This window comes from Parasphingomonas halimpatiens, from assembly GCF_036663795.1.
GTDB lineage: Bacteria > Pseudomonadota > Alphaproteobacteria > Sphingomonadales > Sphingomonadaceae > Sphingomonas.
The window spans coordinates 1-19603 of record NZ_JAXOJP010000021.1 but is presented as its reverse complement, the minus strand read 5'-3'; the positions used below and the strand labels follow the sequence as shown (position 1 = coordinate 19603).

Genomic DNA, 19603 nt, shown 5'->3' with positions numbered 1-19603 from the left:
AAGCGGCAATAGCGCCGGGAAGACGAAGGAAAGCGTAGGAGCCCGGATTTACCGGGCGCCGTCGCGCTCCATCCGCTTGCGCTCGAGCTTGCGGGCGCGGCGCACGGCGGCGGCACGCTCACGAGCGCGCTTCTCGCTGGGCTTCTCATAGTGACGGCGCAGCTTCATTTCGCGATAGACGCCTTCGCGCTGAAGCTTCTTCTTGAGAGCCCGGAGCGCCTGATCGACATTGTTATCGCGCACGATGATTTGCATAAAACCCGTCAACTCCGAATCAATAGGATATGGTCGTCGCAAGCACCTGCTCGCGCCGAATGGGCGTGCCACTAACAGCGAGTCCCGCAAAAGACAAGCACGCGCCCAGCACTGTGGCGGCGATGCAACACATGCGCGGCCAAGCGAGATTCGTTGCAGCGTTGCAATGCGGCGGATACGCTGGACGGCCATTCCCGTCGGATGCTTCAGCGCGCGCCATCGATGGACCTCGAAACCCGCCTCCTGATCGTCGACGACGATCCCGGTATCCGTGAACTGACCGCCGGATTCCTCGGCCAGCATGGCTATGTCGTCGATACCGCCGGCAACGGCGCAGAGATCCGCGCCGCGATGGCGCAGCAATCCTATGCGCTCATAGTGCTCGACGTGATGATGCCGGGCGAGGACGGGCTGACCATCCTGCGCTCGCTCGACCGCGCGACCAGCCCGGCGGTGATCATCCTGTCGGTGATCGGTCAGGAGGTCGACCGCATCGTCGGGCTCGAGATGGGCGCCGACGACTATCTCGCCAAGCCGGCCAATCCGCGCGAGCTGCTGGCGCGCATTCGCTCGGTCCTGCGCCGCAACAGCGCGCCCAGCGCGGCGCTGGCCGCGCCGACGCGGACCTGGCGGCGTTTCGCTGGCTGGCGGCTCGATCCGGTCGGGCGCGAGCTGATCGACCCCGACGATGTGCTGATCAACCTGTCGGACGGCGAGTTTCGCCTGCTGCTCGCGATGGTCGACCATCCGCGCCGCGTGCTGACGCGCGACCAGCTGCTCGACCTGTCGCGCGGCCCCAATAGCGAGCATTTCGACCGCGCGATCGACGTACAGATCAGCCGGCTGCGCAAGAAGCTGGAGCGCGATCATGGCGAGGAGCTGATCCGCACGGTGCGCAACGAAGGATATATGTTCAGCGCCGAGGTCGTCACCAAGTGATGGCGCCGCGCGCCCGTATCGGGTCGATCACCAAGTCGATCTTCGCGTTGGTGCTCGGTTCGGTGCTGACCGCGACGGCGGTGTTCGTCGCGATCTCGTTTCGCGGTCCGCCACCGGGCGATCCCCCGCAATTGGTCACGGCGATCGTCGCGGCGATGCGCGGCGAGAAGCCGCGACACCATTTCGGCCCCGGCCTGCGTATCGCGGAAAAGCCGAACCGCCCCGCCCCGTCCGCTGCGATGGTCGCGCAGCCTGGCCGTGCGTTGCGGGTCGCGCAATTGCTTGGTGTCCCGCCAAGCCAGGTGCTCGTCTGGTCGACCCAACTGCCGATCGGCATCGACGACCCCTTTGCCGGTGAGTTCATCTTCGGTGATTTCGTGGTGGCCTGGCAGCACGGCACGTCGTGGCGCGTCGTCTCCAACGCGCCGAGCCCATTGATCAAGCGCTGGTACTGGGTGACGCTGCTGGCGCTGCTGGCGACGATCCTCGCTTTGGCCTGGCCGGCATGGGCGCTGTCGCGGGCGATCGCGCGGCCGATCCGACGGATCGCCGAAAGCGCCGGCGAGGCGCGCGCCGGCGTGCCGCTCGGCCCGATGCCGCTGAACGGCGTCGGCGAGGTCCGCATCCTGTCGCGCGCGATCTCGCGGATGCACGACCGGCTGTCGCGCCATGCCGAGGGGCGCACGACGATGCTCGCCGCGATCGCGCACGATCTCGGCACGCCGCTGTCGCGACTCGCCTTCTGGGTCGAACAGCTGCCCGAGGAGTCGCGGCTGCGCGCCAATGCCGATCTCGACGAAATGCGCGGCATGCTCGGCGCGGTGCTGCGCTTCGCGCGCGACGAATCGAAGCCCGAGGCCGATGCGCGGATCGAGCTGGGCAGCCTGCTCGACAGCCTGAGCGAGGACATGCACATCGCCGGCGCCCCGGTGGCCATCACGCCGGGCGTCCGCGCGATCGTGCGCGGCGATCCGCAGGCGTTGCGCCGGCTGTTCGCCAACCTGGTCGAGAATGCGATCCGCTACGGCCAGTCGGCGGTGGTCGCCTGGCAGGTGGTCGATGACAAGGTCGTGGTGACGATCGACGACCAGGGGCCGGGATTCGACCCGCGCGCCGACGACCGCCTGTTCGAGCCGTTCGTGCGCGGCGACCCGTCGCGCAATCGCGAGACCGGCGGCACCGGACTCGGCCTCGCCATCGTCCGTTCGATTGCCGAGGCGCATCGTGGCAGCGTCGCGCTCGACAATCACCCGGGCGGCGGCCGGGTTTGCGTGATATTGCCACTCGATCACGGCTGAAACATTGCGCAACGTCGCCGAAATATCGCGGCGTCGTTCGGTGCCTAGTTGCTTCCCGACAACATCCGGGAGTTCAGCATGCCGCACGACCATCGCCACGACGATCACGATCTCGGCCTGACGCACGATTTGCGGCAGATGGCGGCGATGCTCGAACGACGCCGGGCGCTGAAATGGTTCGCTGGTGCCGGGACCGCCGCGATCATCGCGGGCTGCTCGGGCTGCGGGGCGAGCAGCACTGACAGCACCGTCGTGACGGGAGCGACCGCGACGCCCAGCCCGACGCCCAGCCCGACGCCGACCCCGACCGCGACGACCGCGGCAAGCTGCATCGTCGACCCGACCGAGACCAGCGGCCCCTACCCCGCCGACGGCACCAACACGTCGAGCGGCACGACCTCCAACGCGCTGGCCAGCAGCGGGATCGTCCGCTCCGACATTCGCGGCAGCTTCATCAGTTCTACGACCGTCGCAGGCGGCGTCCAGGTGTCGATCACGCTGACGCTGGTCAACGTCAACGCGGCGTGCGCCCCGCTGCTCGGCTATGCCGTGTATCTGTGGCATTGCGACCGCAGCGGCAATTACTCGCTCTATACCGCGCCGGCCGAGAGTTATCTGCGCGGCGTGCAGGTGACCAACGCCGCCGGGCAGGTGACCTTCTCGACGATCTTCCCGGGCTGTTATTCGGGGCGCTGGCCGCACATCCATTTCGAGGTCTTTTCCAGCCTGAGCGCGGCGACCAGCGGGCGCTACGCCGTGCTGGTCTCGCAACTCGCGCTGCCGGCGGCGGTGAGCAGCACGATCTATGCCGACACCACTACCTACCCGTCGAGCAAGAGCAATTTCGCCGCGATCAGCCTGGCGAGTGACAATGTCTTCGGCGACAACACGACCGCGCAGATCGCCCAGCAGACACCCACGATGAACGGCAGCGCGACGGCCGGCTACACCGCGACCGCGGTGGTCGGCCTGGCGCTCTGACGCCGACGAGCCTGCCGCGCCGGGGGGCGCGGAAAGGGGCGGGTCGCGTTCGGGGCGTTTGTTTCCGCAGCGCGGCCCGCTATGGCACCGGGCATGACCGCTGCCACCCTCACACTCTATAACAGCCTGACGCGCGCGCTGGAGCCGTTCGTCCCGCTCGATCCCGCCAATGTCCGGGTCTATTCGTGCGGACCGACGGTCTACAACTATGCCCATATCGGCAATCTGCGCGCCTATGTCTTCACCGACACGCTGAGCCGCGTGCTGACATGGAAGGGCTATAAACTAACCCACATCATCAACATCACCGATGTCGGGCACCTGACCTCCGACGCCGATGCCGGCGACGACAAGATGGAGGCGGCGGCGCGCGCCGCATCGACCAGCATCTGGGACATCGCGACACATTACACCGCGACCTTCAAGCAGAATCTGAAGGACCTTAACATCCGCGAACCGAGCGGCTTTCCGCTCGCCACCGACCACATCGCCGAGATGATCGCCTTTGCGCAGGCGATCGCGCCGAAGCATTGCTACGAGCTCGAATCGGGGCTGTATTTCGACGTGGCGACGGTGCCCGATTACGGCCGGCTCGCGCGGGTCAGCGACGACGAGCGCGAGGGCCGGATCGATCCGGTCGCCGGCAAGCGCCATCCGCAGGACTTTGCGATCTGGCGCAAATCCGCACCGGGCGAGAACCGGCAGATGGAGTGGGATTCGCCCTGGGGTCCCGGCGCGCCGGGCTGGCATCTCGAATGCTCGGTGATGAGCCAGAAATATCTCGGCGCATCGTTCGACATCCATACCGGCGGGATCGACCATCGCGAGATCCACCACCCCAATGAGATCGCGCAGAACCAGGCGCATTGCGGCTGCGCCGACACCGGCGCGACCTTCTGGATGCACAACAACTTCCTGGTCGAACGCGACGGCAAGATGAGCAAGTCGAGCGGCGCCTTCACGCGGCTGCAGACTTTGGTCGATGCCGGCTATCACCCGCTGGCCTATCGGTTGATGTGCCTGCAGGCGCAGTATCGCGGCGAGCTGGAATTTTCGTGGGAGAGCCTGGGTGCGGCGTTCACGCGGCTGAAGCGGCTGGTGATGGCGGTCCATGGCCTGCGCGCCCGCGCCGACGGCACGGAGAGCGGCGACCCGACGCGTTACCTGACCGCGCTCGACGAAGCGGTGTCGGACGATCTCAACACGCCCAGGGCGCTGCCGGTGCTCGACGATATGCTCGCCGACAAGAGGTTGTCGCCGGCGATGCGGCTGAAAGCGCTGACCGATTTCGACGACGTGCTCGGGCTCGACCTCGCGACGCTGAGCCGCGCCACGCTGCGTGTCCGGCCGGCGACGGCGACCGCCACGGTCGAGGAGATCGAGGCGCAGCTCGCCGAGCGCCGTGCGGCGCGGGCGGCGAAGGATTTCGGCCGCTCCGACGCCCTGCGCGATGCGCTGGTCGCCGCCGGGGTCGAGGTGATGGACGGCGATTCGCTCGGCTGGGACTGGAAGCCGACCGTCTGAACGGACGACGCGGGTCGATGGGAATTCCCTGCCGGGGGCGGTCTGGCAGGGAATTTTAGTATTTTTCGGGCGCGCCGGCAGGGAATTGCGGCGGCGGGCGCTGTGGGATTTTCGGGCGGGGGTTGTGGGGGTCATGAGTTTCCCAAGCGCCGTTTGCCGGGAAAGTTGAATCAGCGCCGGCGGAGCCGACCAAAATCCTCCCCGGCACGGGGAGGGGGACCACGAAGTGGTGGAGGGGCTTGGAGCGCGAGGCCCGCGCACCGCGCTCCAAGCCCCTCCACCGCGCAAGCGCGGTCCCCCTCCCCGTTCCGGGGAGGATTTTTGGTCCCTTCCCTTGCCTGACGACAAGGCTAAGCTGCACCGAACGGGGCGAATTGGGGGGCACAGCGTGCGCGGCAAACTTCTGGGGTTCGATACGCGGGTCGGCGAGGGGCAGATCTCCGGCGATGACGGGCAGCGCTACGCGTTCGGCGCGGGCGACTGGCGGCAGCGCGTGCCGCCACGGCCGGGCCAGGCGGTCGATTTCGCCGTGGCCGGCGACCGTGCGGTCGACGTCTACAGCCTGGGCGGGGGCGGGCTGGTGGTGGGCGACAAGAACAAGCTCGTCGCGGCGCTGCTGGCCTTTTTCCTCGGCGGCTTCGGGGTGCACAAATTCTATCTCGGCCAGATCGGGCCGGGCGTCGTCATGCTGTTGTGCGGGACGATCGGGTGGCTGCTGGTCGTGCCCGGGATCATCGCCTGGACCGTCGCGCTGATCGAGTTCATCATCTACATCGCGACGCCGGAGGACGAATTCGAACGGAGCTATGTCGAGGAGAAGCGCGCATGGTTCTAAGCGTGACGCGCGGCGCATTGTGCTGCACGGGAACCGCATGAAAGCCGTTCTCCCCGCGCTCGCCCGTCCGCTACTCGAACCGCATCTACCCGCCGGGCTCGATGTGGCGTGGTTTGCGAGTCCCGGCGATGCCGAGGCGATGATTGCCGATGCCGATATCGCCTGGGTCGACATGCAGCCGACGGAGCTGACGGCGGCGGCGATCCGTGCGGCGGGGCCGAAGTTGAAATGGGTCTCGACCATCTATGCCGGGCTCGACGCGATGCCGCTCGACCTGATCAAGGCGCGCGGCGCGGTGCTGACCAACGGCGTCGGCATCAATGCGATCGCGGTTGCCGAATATGCCGTGATGGGCGTGCTGGTCGCGGCCAAGCGTTACGACGAGGTCGTCCGCCTCGCCGATCGGCACGAATGGACGATGGCGGCGCCGGGGCAGGTCGAACTGTTCGAGACGAGCGCGATCGTCATCGGAATGGGCGCGATCGGCACGCTGATCGCCGAGCGGCTGCGCGCTTTCGGCGTGCGCGTTACGGGGGTGACGCGGTCGGGCCGCGACGGCACGCTGACGCCCGACCAGTGGCGCGACCGGCTGGGCGATTTCGACTGGGTGATCCTCGCCGCGCCCTCGACCGGCGAGACCAAGGCGATGTTCGGCGCGGCCGAACTCGGCGCGATGAAACCGAGCGCGTGGCTGATCAACATCGCGCGCGGCGACATGATCGACCAGGACGCGCTGATCGAGACGCTGAAGGCGCGGCGGATCGCCGGCGCCTTTCTCGACCCGACCGACCCCGAGCCGTTGCCGGCCGACCATCCGTTATGGTCGGCGCCCAATGCGCTGATCACCATGCATCTGTCGGGGCGCAGCCAGACCAGGATGTTCCAGCGCGCGGGGGTGCTGTTCCTGAAGAATCTCGCGGCATTCATGGCGGGGGCGCCGCTGACCAACGTCGTGGACCTCGACGCAGGGTATTAGGGCGATTCGCTAATTCGTAGCCGCCCTGCCTTACTGGCTTCCCCGGCGAAGGCCGGGGCCCAGTTGGGGGACGCCGCGACGGGCGTTGCCGCTCACAATATCCGCCATCCAACTGGGCCCCGGCCTTCGCCGGGGAAGGAAAACTGTTGTCGGTAGCCCGCCCTACCCCGCCACGGCGAGCACCGCGAGCGTCAGCGTCCTGATTCCGGTCGGGATGGCCTTGTCGTGGTCGGGCGCGAAATAGGGGGAGTGGTTGGTGGGTACCGGCTCACCCTTTGCCTCATATGCCTTGATGACGGCGGGATCATAGCCACCGATCGAGAAATAGACCCCCGGCACGCCGGCTTCGACAAAGGCGGAGAAATCCTCGCTTGCCGACCAGCCGGGTACCGTCGTCGGGACCAGCTCGATGCTGTCGGCGGTATCGCCGGCGCGTAATGCCGCACCGACTTTCTCGACCAGCGCATGATCATTCACCACGGCGCTGGTGCCCCCGCCCCATTTTACCTCGGGCGCCGGCGCCGCCGCCATCGCCGCCACGGCATTGGCGGTGCGCGTGACGCCGTCGCGCAGCAGCGCGCGGATCTCGGGCGAAAAGGAGCGCAGCGAGAGCTTGAGGATGGCGGTGTCCGGGATGATGTTGCCGACGGTGCCGGCGTGGAAACTGCCGACGGTCACCACGCCGAAGGTGCCGGCTTCCTTCTGCCGGCTGATCACGCTCTGCACATCGCTGACGAAATGTGCGCCCATCACGACCGGGTCAATCGACGCCGAAGGCATCGAGCCGTGCGCGCCGCGGCCGTGGAAGATCACCTCGGCGGCATCCGAGTTGGAGCTGACCACACCGTCCTTGACTGAGACGATGCCGACCGGCGCGCTGCCGACATGTGCGGCAAAGGCGAAGTCGGGTTTGGGGAAGCGGGTGAACAGGCCGTCGGCGATCATCGCCTTGGCGCCCTGGACGGTCTCTTCCGAGGGCTGGCCGATGAACATCAGCGTACCGTGCCAGCGATCCTTCATCGCCAGCAGCGCCTCGGCGGTGCCGAGCCACCAGGCCATGTGATTGTCATGCCCGCAGCTATGCGCGACGAAGCTCTTGCTGCCGTCCGCGCCCGTTGCCTGCACCTGGCTGGCATAAGGAAGCCCGGTCTTTTCCTGCATCGGCAAGGCATCGAGTTCTGTGCGGACCATGACCACGGGGCCGGCGCCGTTGCGGTAGAGCGCGACGATGCCGGTGCCACCGACACCCTCGGTGACGGTAAAGCCGAGCGCGCGCATCTTCGCGGCGAGCAGCGCGGCGGTGCGGCGTTCCTGGAAGCCGAGCTCAGGATTGGCGTGCAGATCCTTGTACAGCGCATCGAGCGCCGGCCAGTCATGGCGGATCGCCGCCTCGATCGCGGCAGCGGCGGGCGTAGCGGGCGCGGCCGGGGCGGCGGCATAGGCCGAGGATGCACCGCATAGCAGCGCCGTGGCGACCGACAGCGACAGCGTCTTCATGCGGCGCGCGCCGGCATGACGGCATGCGGGAAAAATCTTGCCTCGATCATGATTGCGCCGTGCTCCCCATCTTCATGCGCGCGAGCCTAGGCGCTTGGCGGCGTGGGGTGCAACTGGCTGGCGGGTGGAATCGTCGCGCGTGGTCTGACGACCGAGGATCGGGATTAACCACCGAAAACAATCAAGTTCTGCGTTCGTTAAATTCTTTATGCCAAGGGATCGCCATGTCGCGATCGCGGGATTTCAACGGCCTGAGCCTAAAGCAATCCGTTCTTCTCGCGCAGACGACGGACAGCATGGCGATATTGGACGCGTTGCTCGATCATCCGCATCCGCGGGTTCGCAGGGCGATAGTCCGCAATTCGCACTTGAGTTTGCAAGGCCTGAACCGGCTTGCCAAAGATCCGGACCACGAGACCAGGTTCGGCCTCGTCAGGCATGGACGCGCCTTGCCGGCCATCCTGGAGGACATGGCCAAGGACGCGGACTGGCGCATCCGAGCCGCCGTCGCGAAGTCGCCGAGAACCCCGGTCTCCACCTTGATGGCGCTGGCCAGTGACCGCACCGTCGAAGTTCGCCGCGCGGTGGCGCGAAATCTCCAGACGCCGGAATCGGTTGTTGCCGGGATCTCCGGTGCCGAGGATCCCATTCTCGCAAAGATGTTGGAGCGGCGGCAACGGGGAATGTTCTACGAGCAGATGGAGGGCGAAATCCTGTCGCTGATCGAACGCGCCTGCGAAGCCGAAGACGAGACGAGCGTGCACGTTCTCGTGATGACCATCGAGAAGCACGGCGCCAGCCGCTTCGCTGGTCTTTTTCAATCCAGCGACATTTCGCCCGAGGTGACGCGCCTGTACGCGGCGCACGACGATGCGAGGGCGAGGCGGTTGATCGCAGGACATCGCAAGCTCGATCCGGTCACGATGGCTTCGCTCGCAAGGGATGGCGACGTCGAGGTCCGGTGTGAACTGGCGTCGAACATTGGGATCGATGCAACATCGATGAACATCCTCCGCAAGGATTCCTCGAAGAGAGTGCGCGAACGTTTGTCTCTAAACTATGCCATCCCCTACGACGTGCGCTGCGGTTTCAGCGACAAGTATCGTGGCCGGCTTGCCGCCCGTGACCGTGCGCCCGATAAACCGGTTTCCGCGGAGATCCAGTTTCTGGTGACTATGGCTGCCATTGCCGCATCGTGGCTGATCTATTTCGCGGCCCGTTGGTTATGGACGATACTGTGAGGTCTAAACCCGGACTGTCTGGAGCCCTCCAATTTTCCCCGTTCCGGCAGCATCGATCGATGCGCTCCACGTGAAAGCCGGCCGCAAGGCATGGGGACGGGAAGTTGCCCGGCGGGAGCCGCCCCAAAGGCAGTTATCCCGTTCGTCATTGCGGCGCGATCCAGGATTTGCTGGTCCAAGGGTTTTGGTTTGATTTCTACTCGCACGTGCTTCGCACCGCGGAATGCCGTCGGCCCGTTTCGGCATGCAGCAAGCCAAATTTAGGGAGTTCCCGATACTGGGCGAGCAGCGCATCACTGCGCGACGGGTGAAAATTCAAGTCGAGGCAAGCCGAAATGGTCTGGGGAATGGTCCATCCGCCAGGAAGTAATGGCTTCTATCTCGAAGGTGATTTCGAGGGCCAGGCCGACATCGCCTCCGACGGCTGGCGCAAACGCCTCGCGCGTCACTTCGTCGATGAGATGTCGCCGACCCAGCAGGCGATCTTCGAAGATGAAAGGGGCAATGGCGCGCACTGGTATGCGTGCCACGCCGTCAACAAGTTCTCGCTGCGCCGCGAATTCTTCGCCGGCATCAAGGACCCATCCGCGGATCCCATCCAAAGCCACGAAATACCACGATACTTTCGGGCCACGGGCAACTGCGGGAATCTTGCCTCCCTCGCGACATTTTCGGGCCCCGTTCTGACGGTGGATGAACCGATGAGATCTTTCATCGAGTGGCTCGAACCCGGTGTGCACCAATTCTTCCCGATCGAGGTTCGAAGATCCCGGGGCGCCCACCTCCCGGATCCACGACATCTGCTCGTAGTCGAGCAACGCCTCGACAGCTTCTCGGAGGAGCGAAGCGACAAGGCTTCATTCAGGAAGAGCAGTGATCAATTTTGGCATTCGGATAGGCCGGCGCATGTGCGCGGACTCGCCTTCCGCAAAGCCGACATGTCCAACGCGCACCTGTGGCAGGAGCGGCGAATTGGGAGCTTCCTCCTCTGCTTTTCTGACAGGTTGCAGGCAGAGATAGCGGACGCGGGTCTGCGCATACCGAGGCATTACCCGATGATCGAAGTCTAGCAGACTGTCGACAGAAGGCTTTCTCCGGAGCCGGTTCAATCCTAAACTATTGATTTTGCGATCAATCACGTTTCGATTTCCAGGCCGGCCGATCGACTCAAGCCGCCTGAAGGGCGAGCGGCGCAAATTTCGCGCCTTCGCGTGAACGAGTTCTTGCCGTCTCGCCGGATCCCGAAGCGCCGCGAAGCGAGGTGATCGTCTTGAGCCGCTGTGGGGAACGGCTTGTCGCAGCAGTCGTGGACCCATTGCAGAAATGGCCATCCCGCTTCGTTACAACGACTATCCCAACGGGACGCCAGCCTTCGCCAGCCTGGCAACGAGCACCTTCACCCTGCCCCAGCCATATGGCTGTCGATCACCGCATCGATCGTCGCGTCGTCGAGCGTGACCTGGCGGTCGAGGATCAACATCGCCAGGCCGTGGGCGATCGACCAGGATTGCAGCGCGAAGATGCGCGGATCGATGCCCGGCGGGGCGAGCGCGGCGGCGTTGGCCTGGAGCATCGCCATCGCGTCGTCGGGGGCCGGATCGGCTGGCCCCGGCGCTTGCAGATCGATCGGCATCGGATTGGCGAAGATCAGGCGGAACAGCGCGGGATTGGCGAGCGCGAAGCGGACATAGGCGGAGCCGGTCGCGTTGAAGCCGGGCGCTCCGCCGCCCGCCGCCTCGCTCGCCGCGCGCTGCGCCACGCCGAGCAGGCGGATGCCCTCACGCGCCAGCGCGACGAGCAGCGCGCCCTTGTCGGGGAAATGGCGATAAAGCGCGGTGGCGCTGACGCCGACGGCGCGCGCGACCTCGCGCAGGCCGAGATCGTCGGCGGTGCGACTCTTGAGCAGCTCGAGCCCGGCGGCGATCGCCGCAGCGTGCAGATCGCCATGATGATAGGAACGCTTCGGTGATGTTGACACTGTTACCATTGATGCTATGTTGATGCCGTAAACATCTGGCATCGGAGAGTCGTCGTGGCAAGCAGCGTCGAAACCATCATCCGCAAGACGGTTGGGCTGGGCGTGAGCGCGCTGGCCGATTTCAATCGCAAGCGCCTGCCCGAACCAACGACGCCGCACCCGTTTTTGACCGGCATCCACCGCCCGATGACCGAGGAGAAGACGATCGAACGTCTTGACGTCACCGGCACGATCCCGACCGAACTCGACGGCCGTTATCTGCGCATCGGGCCCAACCCGATCGCCGCCGACCCGGCGAGCTATCACTGGTTCACCGGCGACGGCATGGTGCACGGCGTCGCGCTGAAGCATGGCGAGGCGCTGTGGTATCGCAATCGCTGGATCAAGTCGCGATCGGTGGCCGCCGCGCTGGATGTGCCGCCGGCGCCGGGGCCGCGCCATGGCGGGTTCGATACGGTCAACACCAATGTACTGGGCATCGCCGGTCGCACCTTCGCGCTGGTCGAGGCGGGGAGTTATCCGGTCGAGCTGAGCGAGACGCTCGACGAGCAGACCTTCAACCCGTTCGACGACACGCTGGCCGGCAGCTTCACCGCGCATCCGCACCGCGACCCGCTGACCGGCGAGCATCATGCCATCGCCTATGAGGCGACCAACCCTAACGAGATCCGCCATGTCGTGCTGTCGCCCGAGGGGCATGTCGTGCGCGAGGTGCCGATCGCGGTGTCGCATGGCCCCTCGATCCATGATTGCGCGATTACTGCGCGTTACGCCGTGATCCTCGACCTGCCGGTGACATTCTCGATGAAGGCGATGATCGCCGGGCACCGCTTCCCCTACAGCTGGAACCCGCAGCACCAGGCGCGCGTCGGCCTGTTGCCGCGCGACGGCGGCAATGACGATGTGATCTGGTGCGAGGTCGACCCGGCTTACGTGTTCCACGTCGCCAATGCCTTTGACGCGCCCGACGGCACGGTGGTGATGGACGTCGTCGCCTATGCCACCATGTTCGCGGAGAGCCGGCAGGGCCCGGATGCGTCGGGCCAGTTCGAGCGCTGGACGATCGACCCGGTGGCCAAAAGCGTGGCGCGGCGCGTGATCGATGGCGACAAGCAGGAATTTCCCCGCCCCGACGAGCGCCTTTTCGGCCTGCCCTATCGCTATGCCTATACGATGGCGCTGCCGGCGGACAGTTTCGCCATTGCCGACACGCGGCTGTACAAGCACGACCTCGAAGCGGGCACGCGCGAGACGCATGATTTCGGCCCCGGCCGCCACCCCGGCGAGTTCGTCTTCGTGCCGGCGCATGACGATGCCGGCGAGGACGAGGGCTGGCTGATCGGGCTGGTGGTGGACCTGCCGACCGAGACGACCGACCTCGTCATCCTCAACGCGCGCGATTTTGCCGGGGAGCCACAGGCGAGCATCCGCATCCCGCACCGCGTGCCGCCGGGGTTTCATGGGAACTGGGTGGGGAATTAGGCCCCGACGCCGTGGTCGCGCCGCCGCGTAGCGGCCCGACCACGGAAATCACGCATTGCCTACAACCCCGTTTGTGGCCGAGACTGCACCGACTTGAGCAGGACCTGCTGCTCTTGCTGCAAGGGATTCGCGATGCGGAAAAGTCTCCCCCTCACGCTGAGCTTGACCACCCTCCTGCTGGCGGGTTGCAACGCATCGCCGCCGCAGCCGAAACCCAGCGCGACCGCGGCGAAGACCGACTATCTGGCGGCGATCAACAAGCTGACCGAGCAGCAGCGCAACGCGACCTTCTACCGCGCGATCGAGGATGCCGGCTTCACCTGCGACAACGTCGCCGCGTCGGTGACGCAGGACCCGGTGCAGGGCCACCCGGCGTGGGAAGCGCGCTGTGGCGACGGGCGGCACTGGATCCTGGTGCTGTTCGATGACGGCGTGATCCAGGTGCTCAAGACGGCGGCGCCGGGCAAGGCTGCGGACGGGGCGACCGGCAACGGGATGTGAGTGCGGCGTCGCGCCATGGCCGGGAACGGCCGCCGGCGGAGGCACACCGATGCGTACCCGGCTGAGTGTCTGCATCCGGAAGCTGCGGTTCGCCTCCGAAGAGGAAGCGACCGCGGCGGGCCAGCGTACCGGCCTGATGCTCCTGCCCTATCGCTGCGACCGTTGTCGGCAGTTTCACCTGACCAGCCGGACCAAGGGGAAGCGCCTGCCGCGCGGCGACGCGATGCGCTGAACCCCGCCCCTCGCCCAATTTTTCCTTCGTTGCGACTCCGGCCGATTCGGCGCATTGGGGCGCGCGCATTGCCCCGTAACGAATGGAAGACATGATGGCCGCCAATTGGGCCCCCGATAGCTGGACGAAGGCCGAGGCCCGCCAGCTGCCGACCTATCCCGACAAGACCGCGCTTAAGGCGGCGACCGATCTGCTCGGCACCTATCCGCCGCTGGTCTTTGCCGGCGAGGCGCGTCACCTGACCGCCGACCTTGCCAAGGTTGCGGCCGGCGAGGGTTTTCTGTTGCAGGGCGGCGACTGCGCCGAGAGCTTCGCCGAGTTCCACCCCAATAATATCCGCGATACCTTCCGCGTCATCCTGCAGATGGCGGTGGTGCTGACCTATGCCTCCAAGCTGCCGGTGGTGAAGGTCGGGCGGATGGCGGGGCAGTTCGCCAAGCCGCGCTCGGCCGATACCGAGGTAATCGATGGCGTCGAGCTGCCGAGCTATCGCGGCGACAATGTCAACGACATCGCCTTCACCGCCGAAGGCCGCGCGCCCGACCCGCAGCGCATGCTGCAGGGCTATCTGCAATCCGCCGCAACGCTCAACCTGCTGCGCGCCTTCGCCAATGGCGGCTATGCCAATCTGACCCAGGTGCATCGCTGGACGCACGATTATATGGGCCGCAGCCCGTGGGCGAAAAAATATGCCGAGACCGCCGACCGGATCGGCGAGGCGCTCGAGTTCATGGCGGCGTGCGGCATCAGCCCCGACACCGTGCCGCAGCTGAGCCAGACGCAGTTCTACACCAGCCATGAGGCTCTGCTGCTGCCGTACGAGCAGGCGCTGACGCGGCAGGACAGCCTGACCGGCGACTGGTACGATACCAGCGCGCATTTCCTGTGGATCGGCGACCGCACGCGCTTCGCCGGCAGCGCGCATGTCGAATATCTGCGCGGCATCGGCAACCCGATCGGCGTGAAGTGCGGACCGAGCCTCGAGCCCGACGATCTGTTGCGGCTGCTCGACACGCTCAACCCGGGGCGCGTGGCGGGGCGCATGACGCTGATCACGCGTTATGGCCATGACAAGATCGAGGCCGGTCTGCCCAAGCTGGTCCGCGCCGTGCAGCGCGAGGGTCATAATGTGGTGTGGAGCTGCGACCCGATGCACGGCAACGTCATCAAGGCGGCCAATGGCTACAAGACGCGGCCGTTCGACCGCATCCTGGCCGAGGTGCGCGGCTTCTTCGCGGTGCACCGCGCCGAAGGCACGCACGCTGGCGGCATCCATGCCGAGATGACCGGGCAGAATGTCACCGAGTGCACCGGCGGCGCGGTCGACGTAACCGAGCAATCGCTCGCAGACCGCTACCACACGCATTGCGACCCGCGGCTCAATGCAGGCCAGAGCCTCGAACTGGCGTTCCTGCTGGCCGAGATGCTCAATGTCGAGATGGCGGAGCGCAAGAAGGTCGCGGCGTAAGGCGCGGCCGCGGGTGGTAGCGTTCGTTCTTGACGCCCCCACCCCCGCCACCTAAAGGCCCTTTTCGCGCCTTCGCATGGCCCCTTCGTCTAGCGGTTAGGACGTCGCCCTCTCACGGCGAAAACACGAGTTCGATTCTCGTAGGGGTCACCAATTCACCCTCCCAAGGGGTGCCAGAATGTGCCGCAAATGGCTGTTTTCTGGGGTTTTTTGTGGTATGCTCGTCTCAATCGGACTGGCGCGATACCACCACATACCAACGATCTGATGGTATTTCTGATGGCAGCGCGCCGGTCGCCCGGTTGGAGATACCATCATGGCATTGTCCGTCGTTGCGATCAAAGCGGCCAAGAATCGCGAGAAGCCCTATAAACTGAGCGATAACGACGGCCTCTACCTGCTGGTGACGCCATCCGGCGCTCGCTACTGGCGCATGAACTATCGCCATTTGGGCAAACAGAAGACGCTGTCTTTCGGTGTCTGGCCCGATACAGGGCTCGCCGAAGCCCGCGCCGAGCGGGATGCGGCACGCAAGGTCCTGGCGCGCGGCGATGACCCGGCCGAGCGGATCAAGCTCGATCGGATTGCCGCTACCGTAGCCGCCTCCAACAGCTTCAAGGCTGTCGCCGATGAGTGGTTGGCCAAGCTGGAGAAGGAAGGCCGGTCACCGGTCACGATGAAGAAGCTGCGCTGGCTGCTGGGCTTCATCAACGCATCCATCGGCAAGCGCCCTGTCGCTTCCATCTCGGCACAGGAACTGCTGGTGATGCTGCGCAAGATGGAGAGCAAGGGCCGCTACGAGACGGCCAAGCGGCTACGCAGTACCTGTTCGCAGATCTTCCGCTATGCCATCGCCACCGCACGGGCGGAGCGCGATGTCGCAGCTGATCTACGCGGAGCGTTGATCGTACCCAAACCTGTCCACCGCGCCGCGATCATAACACCCAAGGAAGCCGGTGCGCTGCTTCGCGCCCTCGAATGCTTCGAGGGCTATCCGAACACCCGTGCGGCACTCCGGCTGCTGCCGCATGTGTTCGTGCGGCCGGGTGAGTTGCGCTTTGCTGAATGGGCGGATTTCGACCTCGACAAGGCGATCTGGACGATCCCGCCGCACAAGACCAAGATGCGGCGCCCCCATGCAATCCCCCTCACCCGTCAGGCACTCGATATCATCGCCTCGATCGAGCATGATGCGGCCTATAGCTCTTTCCTGTTCCCGTCGCTTCGGTCGGTCGACCGGCCGATGTCGGAAAACACCATCAACGCGGCGTTGCGCCGCATGGGCTACGCTCAGGACGAGATGACCGGACACGGCTTTCGCGCCATGGCAGCGACGCTGCTCAATGAGATGGGACTGTGGCATCCCGACGCCATCGAACGCCAGCTTGCGCACTGCGACAATAATGTCGTTCGCCGCGCCTATACCCGTGGCGAATATTGGGACGAGCGCGTGCGCATGATGGAGTACTGGTCGGACCACCTTGAATTACTGCGGGATGGCGCCACTGTCATCAAAGGCACGTTCGGGGAAAGCAGAAAGCGATGAGCGCCGGCAAATCCACTCCTCTAGATATAACCGAGCCTTGTGCTCACGAAACGTGCAGCAGTTCAACGGTTGCTTTCTCGCTGTACGGGTAATCGCCGCCTGATCCGGCGCGACAACAGGGGCGAATCTCTTTTTGGGGCGCGTTGTTCGGCGCCGATGCGACTATATTTTCGTTTCCACACAATAGGTAATCCCACCCGGCTTAATCATCAGCAGAACAGGGGTTCCGAACAGAAAGACAATCCGCATCTAAGCAAAAGAATGTCTACCACAATTACGCTAATCACCGATACGGCGGTAGCTCAATATAAACTAACAAAAAAATAGAATATTCATAAACCAATACATTTACCAATCTGGTGTTTTTTTTCAAAAGAAGAATGTGATGGCCAAAGCCCTTATAAAAAAGCATCCTATTGTAACATTTATATTCTAAGTTATTTCTGCTGACGGTGAGCGTAGATGACTCAGATGCACCGTTTGAAGACAAAATAACTATAGGAATATGATACGATCCATCATTATCCATCTCGTATACTCCGAAGGAAGACCGTAGGCGCTTTCTCTCGCCTGGCTCCAGCCCTCCGGCTTGCTCTACAATTAGAGAATAATTCGAATCACTTCGTAAATAGACAGTAGACACACTGGGCGTGGTATCATCATAAACAAAAACTTGGCGATCTGCATTCATCTGAATATAGCCGCTCGTCGGATCATCCGTTTGTATTAATACGCTCGCGTGGCATTGTGCTACACATCCACCAAGCGTCAAAAATACGAAAAATAACTGTGATCTCATCAGTTTTCCTACCGCTAGCCCAATCCGAATGGGGCGGGGCGGGTGGTGACCAGTTTTTCCAATAGTTGGACAGCGAGGATCGCCCAGTCAAGATCGAACCTGGCGGCACTCCCTGCGGTAGCGCTATGAAATCGAGGGGTCGGGTCGCCATTTGTCACCCAATGCCCTGACGCGTCCGCTGTACCGACCCTGTTAGTCAAAAAGTCATGGTAATATGCCGCAAAACTTTCAGCAAATGTCTCACCCCTAGCCATGTCTGGCGATGTCCCAGGCCAGTCAGTATTATAATAATTAGCTGCCTTATTTAAAAGCGCCGCTGCGGCACGGATAGGCGTTGCGTCTTCAGGCTCAACGATAGCCCACGCCCATCACGTAATCCTGCAGCAACGCTTCGGTGTCTTCTGCGTCAGTCAACAGGATCTGGAGAATGTCGCGCGCATGGAGCAAACCAAGGGGCCTAGACTCGTCATCCACGACAGGAACATTCTTGAGGCCCCGCTCTTTCATCCGCGCCCAAACGTCGCTGAGGGAGTCCGCGGGTTGGCAGAGCAGAACTTTACTGGTCATCACAACAGCGGCGGCTGCTACGCAACTCGCCCCCTGACAACGGCTGATCTGATTGACGATGTCCGTTTTCGTGATGACGCCGACCAGAAGACCCGCCGCATTGCACACGATCACGAGCTCGATCCCCGGCCGCAGAAGCGCCGCTGCCTCAATCAATGTCACATTATCTGCGATAATCACGAGCCTTTCGCGTGCCTTGGGAAGCAGCCCTTCGACGACGAGGGTCTTATTCGCTGGCCAATTCGTCATGCTACGTCCCTTACTTGGCAGCCGCTTCCTTCGATCGGGCCGGGTTCGCTGCACTGATTCTCGACAATTTCGGTTGAGAGCGCATCGTCGCTCTCAACCGCTGAAAACAATTCGCAGGGTAGCCATGATGCCCGCGGTAGCCATGGCGAAGCATACGAGACGCATCGTGATCACCGCTGTGAACTTGATTCCGGAGTGGACATAGTCCTCGATCACGACCTGAAGGCCAAGCGCGACGTGATAAAAGAGAGCGATCAGCAGCAGGACCATCGGGATGGAGGCGAGCGGAGTCCTCAGCCAGCTGACAAAAACGGCGTGATCGCTGCCGGTATGCACGATAATCGACACAACGAACCACAATGTCAGAGGTATTAGGGCGACGGCTGAGACACGCTCGGCCCACCAAGCACTGACGCCATCCTTGGCCGAGCCGAGGCCAATCGCACGCGCCAGCGGCGAGCGCATATCGTGACAATTCATGACTCTATCCCGCCATCAACAGGCTGATAACCCAGGCTGCCAGCGTGAGGACGACGCTGGAGGCCACGGCCACCCATCCCGATATGTAGACCGATCGCAGCTCGAACCCGTGGACGGTATCCCAGACCAAGTGCCGAATGCCGCCGCAGAAGTGCAGGAAAAAGGCGAAGGTGACGCCGAACAGCACGATCTTGCCGGCCCAGGATGTGATAGCGCTCTGGACAACCGAGAAGGCCTGCGGTCCCGCCGCCGCCGCCAGCAACCAGACCACCAACGCAACCGCGCCGAGGCTCAAGATGATACCCGTGATCCGGTTAAGGACCGAAAGGACTGAGGTGAGCTGCGGCCGATAGATCTGCACGTTCGGAGACAGCGGTCTCGGTCGTTTTGCCAGGGGGCCGGACATGGTCGGTTTCTTCCTTCGCAATCAGCTTCGGCGTTCGATCAGGAGCTTCTTGGTTTCCGCAATCGCTTTGCCCGGATTGAGTCCCTTCGGACAGGTCCGGGTGCAATTGAGGATGGTATGGCAGCGATAGAGCCGGAATGGATCTTCCAGCGCGTCCAGTCGTTCGCCGGTCGCCTCGTCGCGACTGTCGGCGAGCCAGCGCCAGGCCTGCAGTAGCACTGCGGGGCCCAGGAAACGATCGCCGTTCCACCAATGGCTCGGGCAACCTGACGTGCAGCAGAAACAGAGGATGCACTCATAATAGCCATCGACCTTGCTCCGTTCCTCCGGCGATTGCAGTCGTTCCTTT

Annotated in this window: 21 protein-coding genes and 1 tRNA gene; 14 read left to right on the top strand and 8 right to left on the bottom strand. The window is 64.1% G+C overall.

Annotated elements, in window-relative coordinates; genetic code table 11:
* Positions 1-48: 48 nt before the first annotated feature.
* Complete coding sequence (gene rpsU / locus U1839_RS18225; RefSeq protein ID WP_010162663.1) at positions 49-255, bottom strand: 30S ribosomal protein S21; 207 nt, start codon at positions 253-255, stop codon at positions 49-51.
* Positions 256-477: 222 nt separating this feature from the next.
* On the opposite strand from rpsU, the gene U1839_RS18220 reads away from it, so the two are divergent.
* From U1839_RS18220 to U1839_RS18195, 6 genes are all read left to right on the top strand, one after another.
* Entirely contained in the window at positions 478-1194 is a 717-nt protein-coding gene (locus U1839_RS18220; RefSeq protein WP_332805005.1) for a response regulator, read from the top strand.
* Positions 1194-2492 carry a sensor histidine kinase gene (locus tag U1839_RS18215; protein ID WP_332805004.1) on the top strand — a complete coding sequence of 433 codons (1299 nt, stop codon included), beginning with the start codon at positions 1194-1196 and terminating at the stop codon, positions 2490-2492. Before U1839_RS18220 ends, U1839_RS18215 begins: the two co-directional genes overlap by 1 nt.
* A gap of 78 nt (positions 2493-2570) precedes the next feature.
* Positions 2571-3473, top strand: coding sequence for a dioxygenase family protein (locus U1839_RS18210; protein WP_332805003.1), 903 nt, complete (start codon positions 2571-2573; stop codon positions 3471-3473).
* Positions 3474-3566: 93 nt separating this feature from the next.
* Complete coding sequence (gene cysS, locus U1839_RS18205; protein WP_332805002.1) at positions 3567-4997, top strand: cysteine--tRNA ligase; 1431 nt, start codon at positions 3567-3569, stop codon at positions 4995-4997.
* 388 nt (positions 4998-5385) lie between these two features.
* Positions 5386-5832, top strand: a complete 447-nt coding sequence (locus U1839_RS18200) for a TM2 domain-containing protein (protein ID WP_332805001.1) — start codon at positions 5386-5388, stop codon at positions 5830-5832.
* A gap of 37 nt (positions 5833-5869) precedes the next feature.
* Entirely contained in the window at positions 5870-6808 is a 939-nt protein-coding gene (locus U1839_RS18195) for a D-2-hydroxyacid dehydrogenase (protein ID WP_332805000.1), read from the top strand.
* Positions 6809-6970: 162 nt separating this feature from the next.
* Here U1839_RS18195 and U1839_RS18190 read toward each other — a convergent pair whose 3' ends face one another.
* Positions 6971-8305: an amidohydrolase gene (locus U1839_RS18190; RefSeq protein ID WP_332804999.1), complete on the bottom strand. Its 1335-nt coding sequence runs from the start codon at positions 8303-8305 to the stop codon at positions 6971-6973.
* A gap of 224 nt (positions 8306-8529) precedes the next feature.
* Here U1839_RS18190 and U1839_RS18185 point away from each other — a divergent pair, with 224 nt between their 5' ends.
* Positions 8530-9546: a HEAT repeat domain-containing protein gene (locus U1839_RS18185; RefSeq protein ID WP_332804998.1), complete on the top strand. Its 1017-nt coding sequence runs from the start codon at positions 8530-8532 to the stop codon at positions 9544-9546.
* Between the two features lie 335 nt (positions 9547-9881).
* Entirely contained in the window at positions 9882-10616 is a 735-nt protein-coding gene (locus tag U1839_RS18180) for an imm11 family protein (protein ID WP_332804997.1), read from the top strand.
* Between the two features lie 326 nt (positions 10617-10942).
* Here U1839_RS18180 and U1839_RS18175 read toward each other — a convergent pair whose 3' ends face one another.
* Positions 10943-11533 (bottom strand): TetR/AcrR family transcriptional regulator, encoded by a 591-nt coding sequence (locus U1839_RS18175; RefSeq protein WP_332804996.1) that lies wholly within the window; start codon positions 11531-11533, stop codon positions 10943-10945.
* A 45-nt stretch (positions 11534-11578) separates the two neighbouring features.
* Between U1839_RS18175 and U1839_RS18170 the strand changes: the two genes are divergently transcribed.
* The 6 genes from U1839_RS18170 (at position 11579) to U1839_RS18145 (ending at position 16753) form a co-directional block, all read left to right on the top strand.
* Positions 11579-13006 (top strand): 8'-apo-carotenoid 13,14-cleaving dioxygenase, encoded by a 1428-nt coding sequence (locus tag U1839_RS18170; RefSeq protein WP_332804995.1) that lies wholly within the window; start codon positions 11579-11581, stop codon positions 13004-13006.
* Between the two features lie 162 nt (positions 13007-13168).
* Positions 13169-13507 carry a hypothetical protein gene (locus U1839_RS18165; RefSeq protein WP_332804994.1) on the top strand — a complete coding sequence of 113 codons (339 nt, stop codon included), beginning with the start codon at positions 13169-13171 and terminating at the stop codon, positions 13505-13507.
* Between the two features lie 49 nt (positions 13508-13556).
* On the top strand, positions 13557-13739 hold the full coding sequence (locus U1839_RS18160; RefSeq protein WP_332804993.1) for a hypothetical protein: 183 nt from the start codon (positions 13557-13559) through the stop codon (positions 13737-13739).
* Between the two features lie 94 nt (positions 13740-13833).
* A complete protein-coding gene (locus U1839_RS18155) occupies positions 13834-15207 on the top strand; it encodes a class II 3-deoxy-7-phosphoheptulonate synthase (RefSeq protein WP_332805057.1) in 1374 nt (457 codons plus the stop codon).
* Positions 15208-15285: 78 nt separating this feature from the next.
* Positions 15286-15360 (top strand) — tRNA-Glu (locus U1839_RS18150).
* 163 nt (positions 15361-15523) lie between these two features.
* Positions 15524-16753, top strand: a complete 1230-nt coding sequence (locus U1839_RS18145; RefSeq protein ID WP_332804992.1) for a tyrosine-type recombinase/integrase — start codon at positions 15524-15526, stop codon at positions 16751-16753.
* Between the two features lie 283 nt (positions 16754-17036).
* Here U1839_RS18145 and U1839_RS18140 read toward each other — a convergent pair whose 3' ends face one another.
* The 5 genes from U1839_RS18140 to U1839_RS18120 form a co-directional block, all read right to left on the bottom strand.
* Positions 17037-17552, bottom strand: a complete 516-nt coding sequence (locus U1839_RS18140; RefSeq protein WP_332804991.1) for a hypothetical protein — start codon at positions 17550-17552, stop codon at positions 17037-17039.
* A gap of 348 nt (positions 17553-17900) precedes the next feature.
* Positions 17901-18368 carry a CBS domain-containing protein gene (locus tag U1839_RS18135; RefSeq protein ID WP_332804990.1) on the bottom strand — a complete coding sequence of 156 codons (468 nt, stop codon included), beginning with the start codon at positions 18366-18368 and terminating at the stop codon, positions 17901-17903.
* A gap of 93 nt (positions 18369-18461) precedes the next feature.
* Entirely contained in the window at positions 18462-18833 is a 372-nt protein-coding gene (gene sdhD / locus U1839_RS18130; protein ID WP_332804989.1) for a succinate dehydrogenase, hydrophobic membrane anchor protein, read from the bottom strand.
* 19 nt (positions 18834-18852) lie between these two features.
* Positions 18853-19254, bottom strand: a complete 402-nt coding sequence (gene sdhC, locus U1839_RS18125; RefSeq protein WP_332804988.1) for a succinate dehydrogenase, cytochrome b556 subunit — start codon at positions 19252-19254, stop codon at positions 18853-18855.
* Positions 19255-19275: 21 nt separating this feature from the next.
* A partial coding sequence (locus U1839_RS18120) for a 4Fe-4S dicluster domain-containing protein (RefSeq protein WP_332804987.1) occupies positions 19276-19603 on the bottom strand: 328 nt, incomplete at its 5' end.

What these genes read in the sequence shown, in the direction of transcription:
- rpsU (WP_010162663.1), bottom strand. Translation starts at nt 255, where the DNA reads ATGCAAATCATCGTGCGCGATAACAATGTCGATCAGGCGCTCCGGGCT.
- U1839_RS18220 (WP_332805005.1), top strand. Translation starts at nt 478, where the DNA reads ATGGACCTCGAAACCCGCCTCCTGATCGTCGACGACGATCCCGGTATC.
- U1839_RS18215 (WP_332805004.1), top strand. Translation starts at nt 1,194, where the DNA reads ATGGCGCCGCGCGCCCGTATCGGGTCGATCACCAAGTCGATCTTCGCG.
- U1839_RS18210 (WP_332805003.1), top strand. Translation starts at nt 2,571, where the DNA reads ATGCCGCACGACCATCGCCACGACGATCACGATCTCGGCCTGACGCAC.
- cysS (WP_332805002.1), top strand. Translation starts at nt 3,567, where the DNA reads ATGACCGCTGCCACCCTCACACTCTATAACAGCCTGACGCGCGCGCTG.
- U1839_RS18195 (WP_332805000.1), top strand. Translation starts at nt 5,870, where the DNA reads ATGAAAGCCGTTCTCCCCGCGCTCGCCCGTCCGCTACTCGAACCGCAT.
- U1839_RS18190 (WP_332804999.1), bottom strand. Translation starts at nt 8,305, where the DNA reads ATGAAGACGCTGTCGCTGTCGGTCGCCACGGCGCTGCTATGCGGTGCA.
- U1839_RS18185 (WP_332804998.1), top strand. Translation starts at nt 8,530, where the DNA reads ATGTCGCGATCGCGGGATTTCAACGGCCTGAGCCTAAAGCAATCCGTT.
- U1839_RS18180 (WP_332804997.1), top strand. Translation starts at nt 9,882, where the DNA reads ATGGTCTGGGGAATGGTCCATCCGCCAGGAAGTAATGGCTTCTATCTC.
- U1839_RS18175 (WP_332804996.1), bottom strand. Translation starts at nt 11,533, where the DNA reads ATGGTAACAGTGTCAACATCACCGAAGCGTTCCTATCATCATGGCGAT.
- U1839_RS18160 (WP_332804993.1), top strand. Translation starts at nt 13,557, where the DNA reads ATGCGTACCCGGCTGAGTGTCTGCATCCGGAAGCTGCGGTTCGCCTCC.
- U1839_RS18155 (WP_332805057.1), top strand. Translation starts at nt 13,834, where the DNA reads ATGGCCGCCAATTGGGCCCCCGATAGCTGGACGAAGGCCGAGGCCCGC.
- U1839_RS18145 (WP_332804992.1), top strand. Translation starts at nt 15,524, where the DNA reads ATGGCATTGTCCGTCGTTGCGATCAAAGCGGCCAAGAATCGCGAGAAG.
- U1839_RS18140 (WP_332804991.1), bottom strand. Translation starts at nt 17,552, where the DNA reads ATGAGATCACAGTTATTTTTCGTATTTTTGACGCTTGGTGGATGTGTA.
- U1839_RS18135 (WP_332804990.1), bottom strand. Translation starts at nt 18,368, where the DNA reads ATGACGAATTGGCCAGCGAATAAGACCCTCGTCGTCGAAGGGCTGCTT.
- sdhD (WP_332804989.1), bottom strand. Translation starts at nt 18,833, where the DNA reads ATGCGCTCGCCGCTGGCGCGTGCGATTGGCCTCGGCTCGGCCAAGGAT.
- sdhC (WP_332804988.1), bottom strand. Translation starts at nt 19,254, where the DNA reads ATGTCCGGCCCCCTGGCAAAACGACCGAGACCGCTGTCTCCGAACGTG.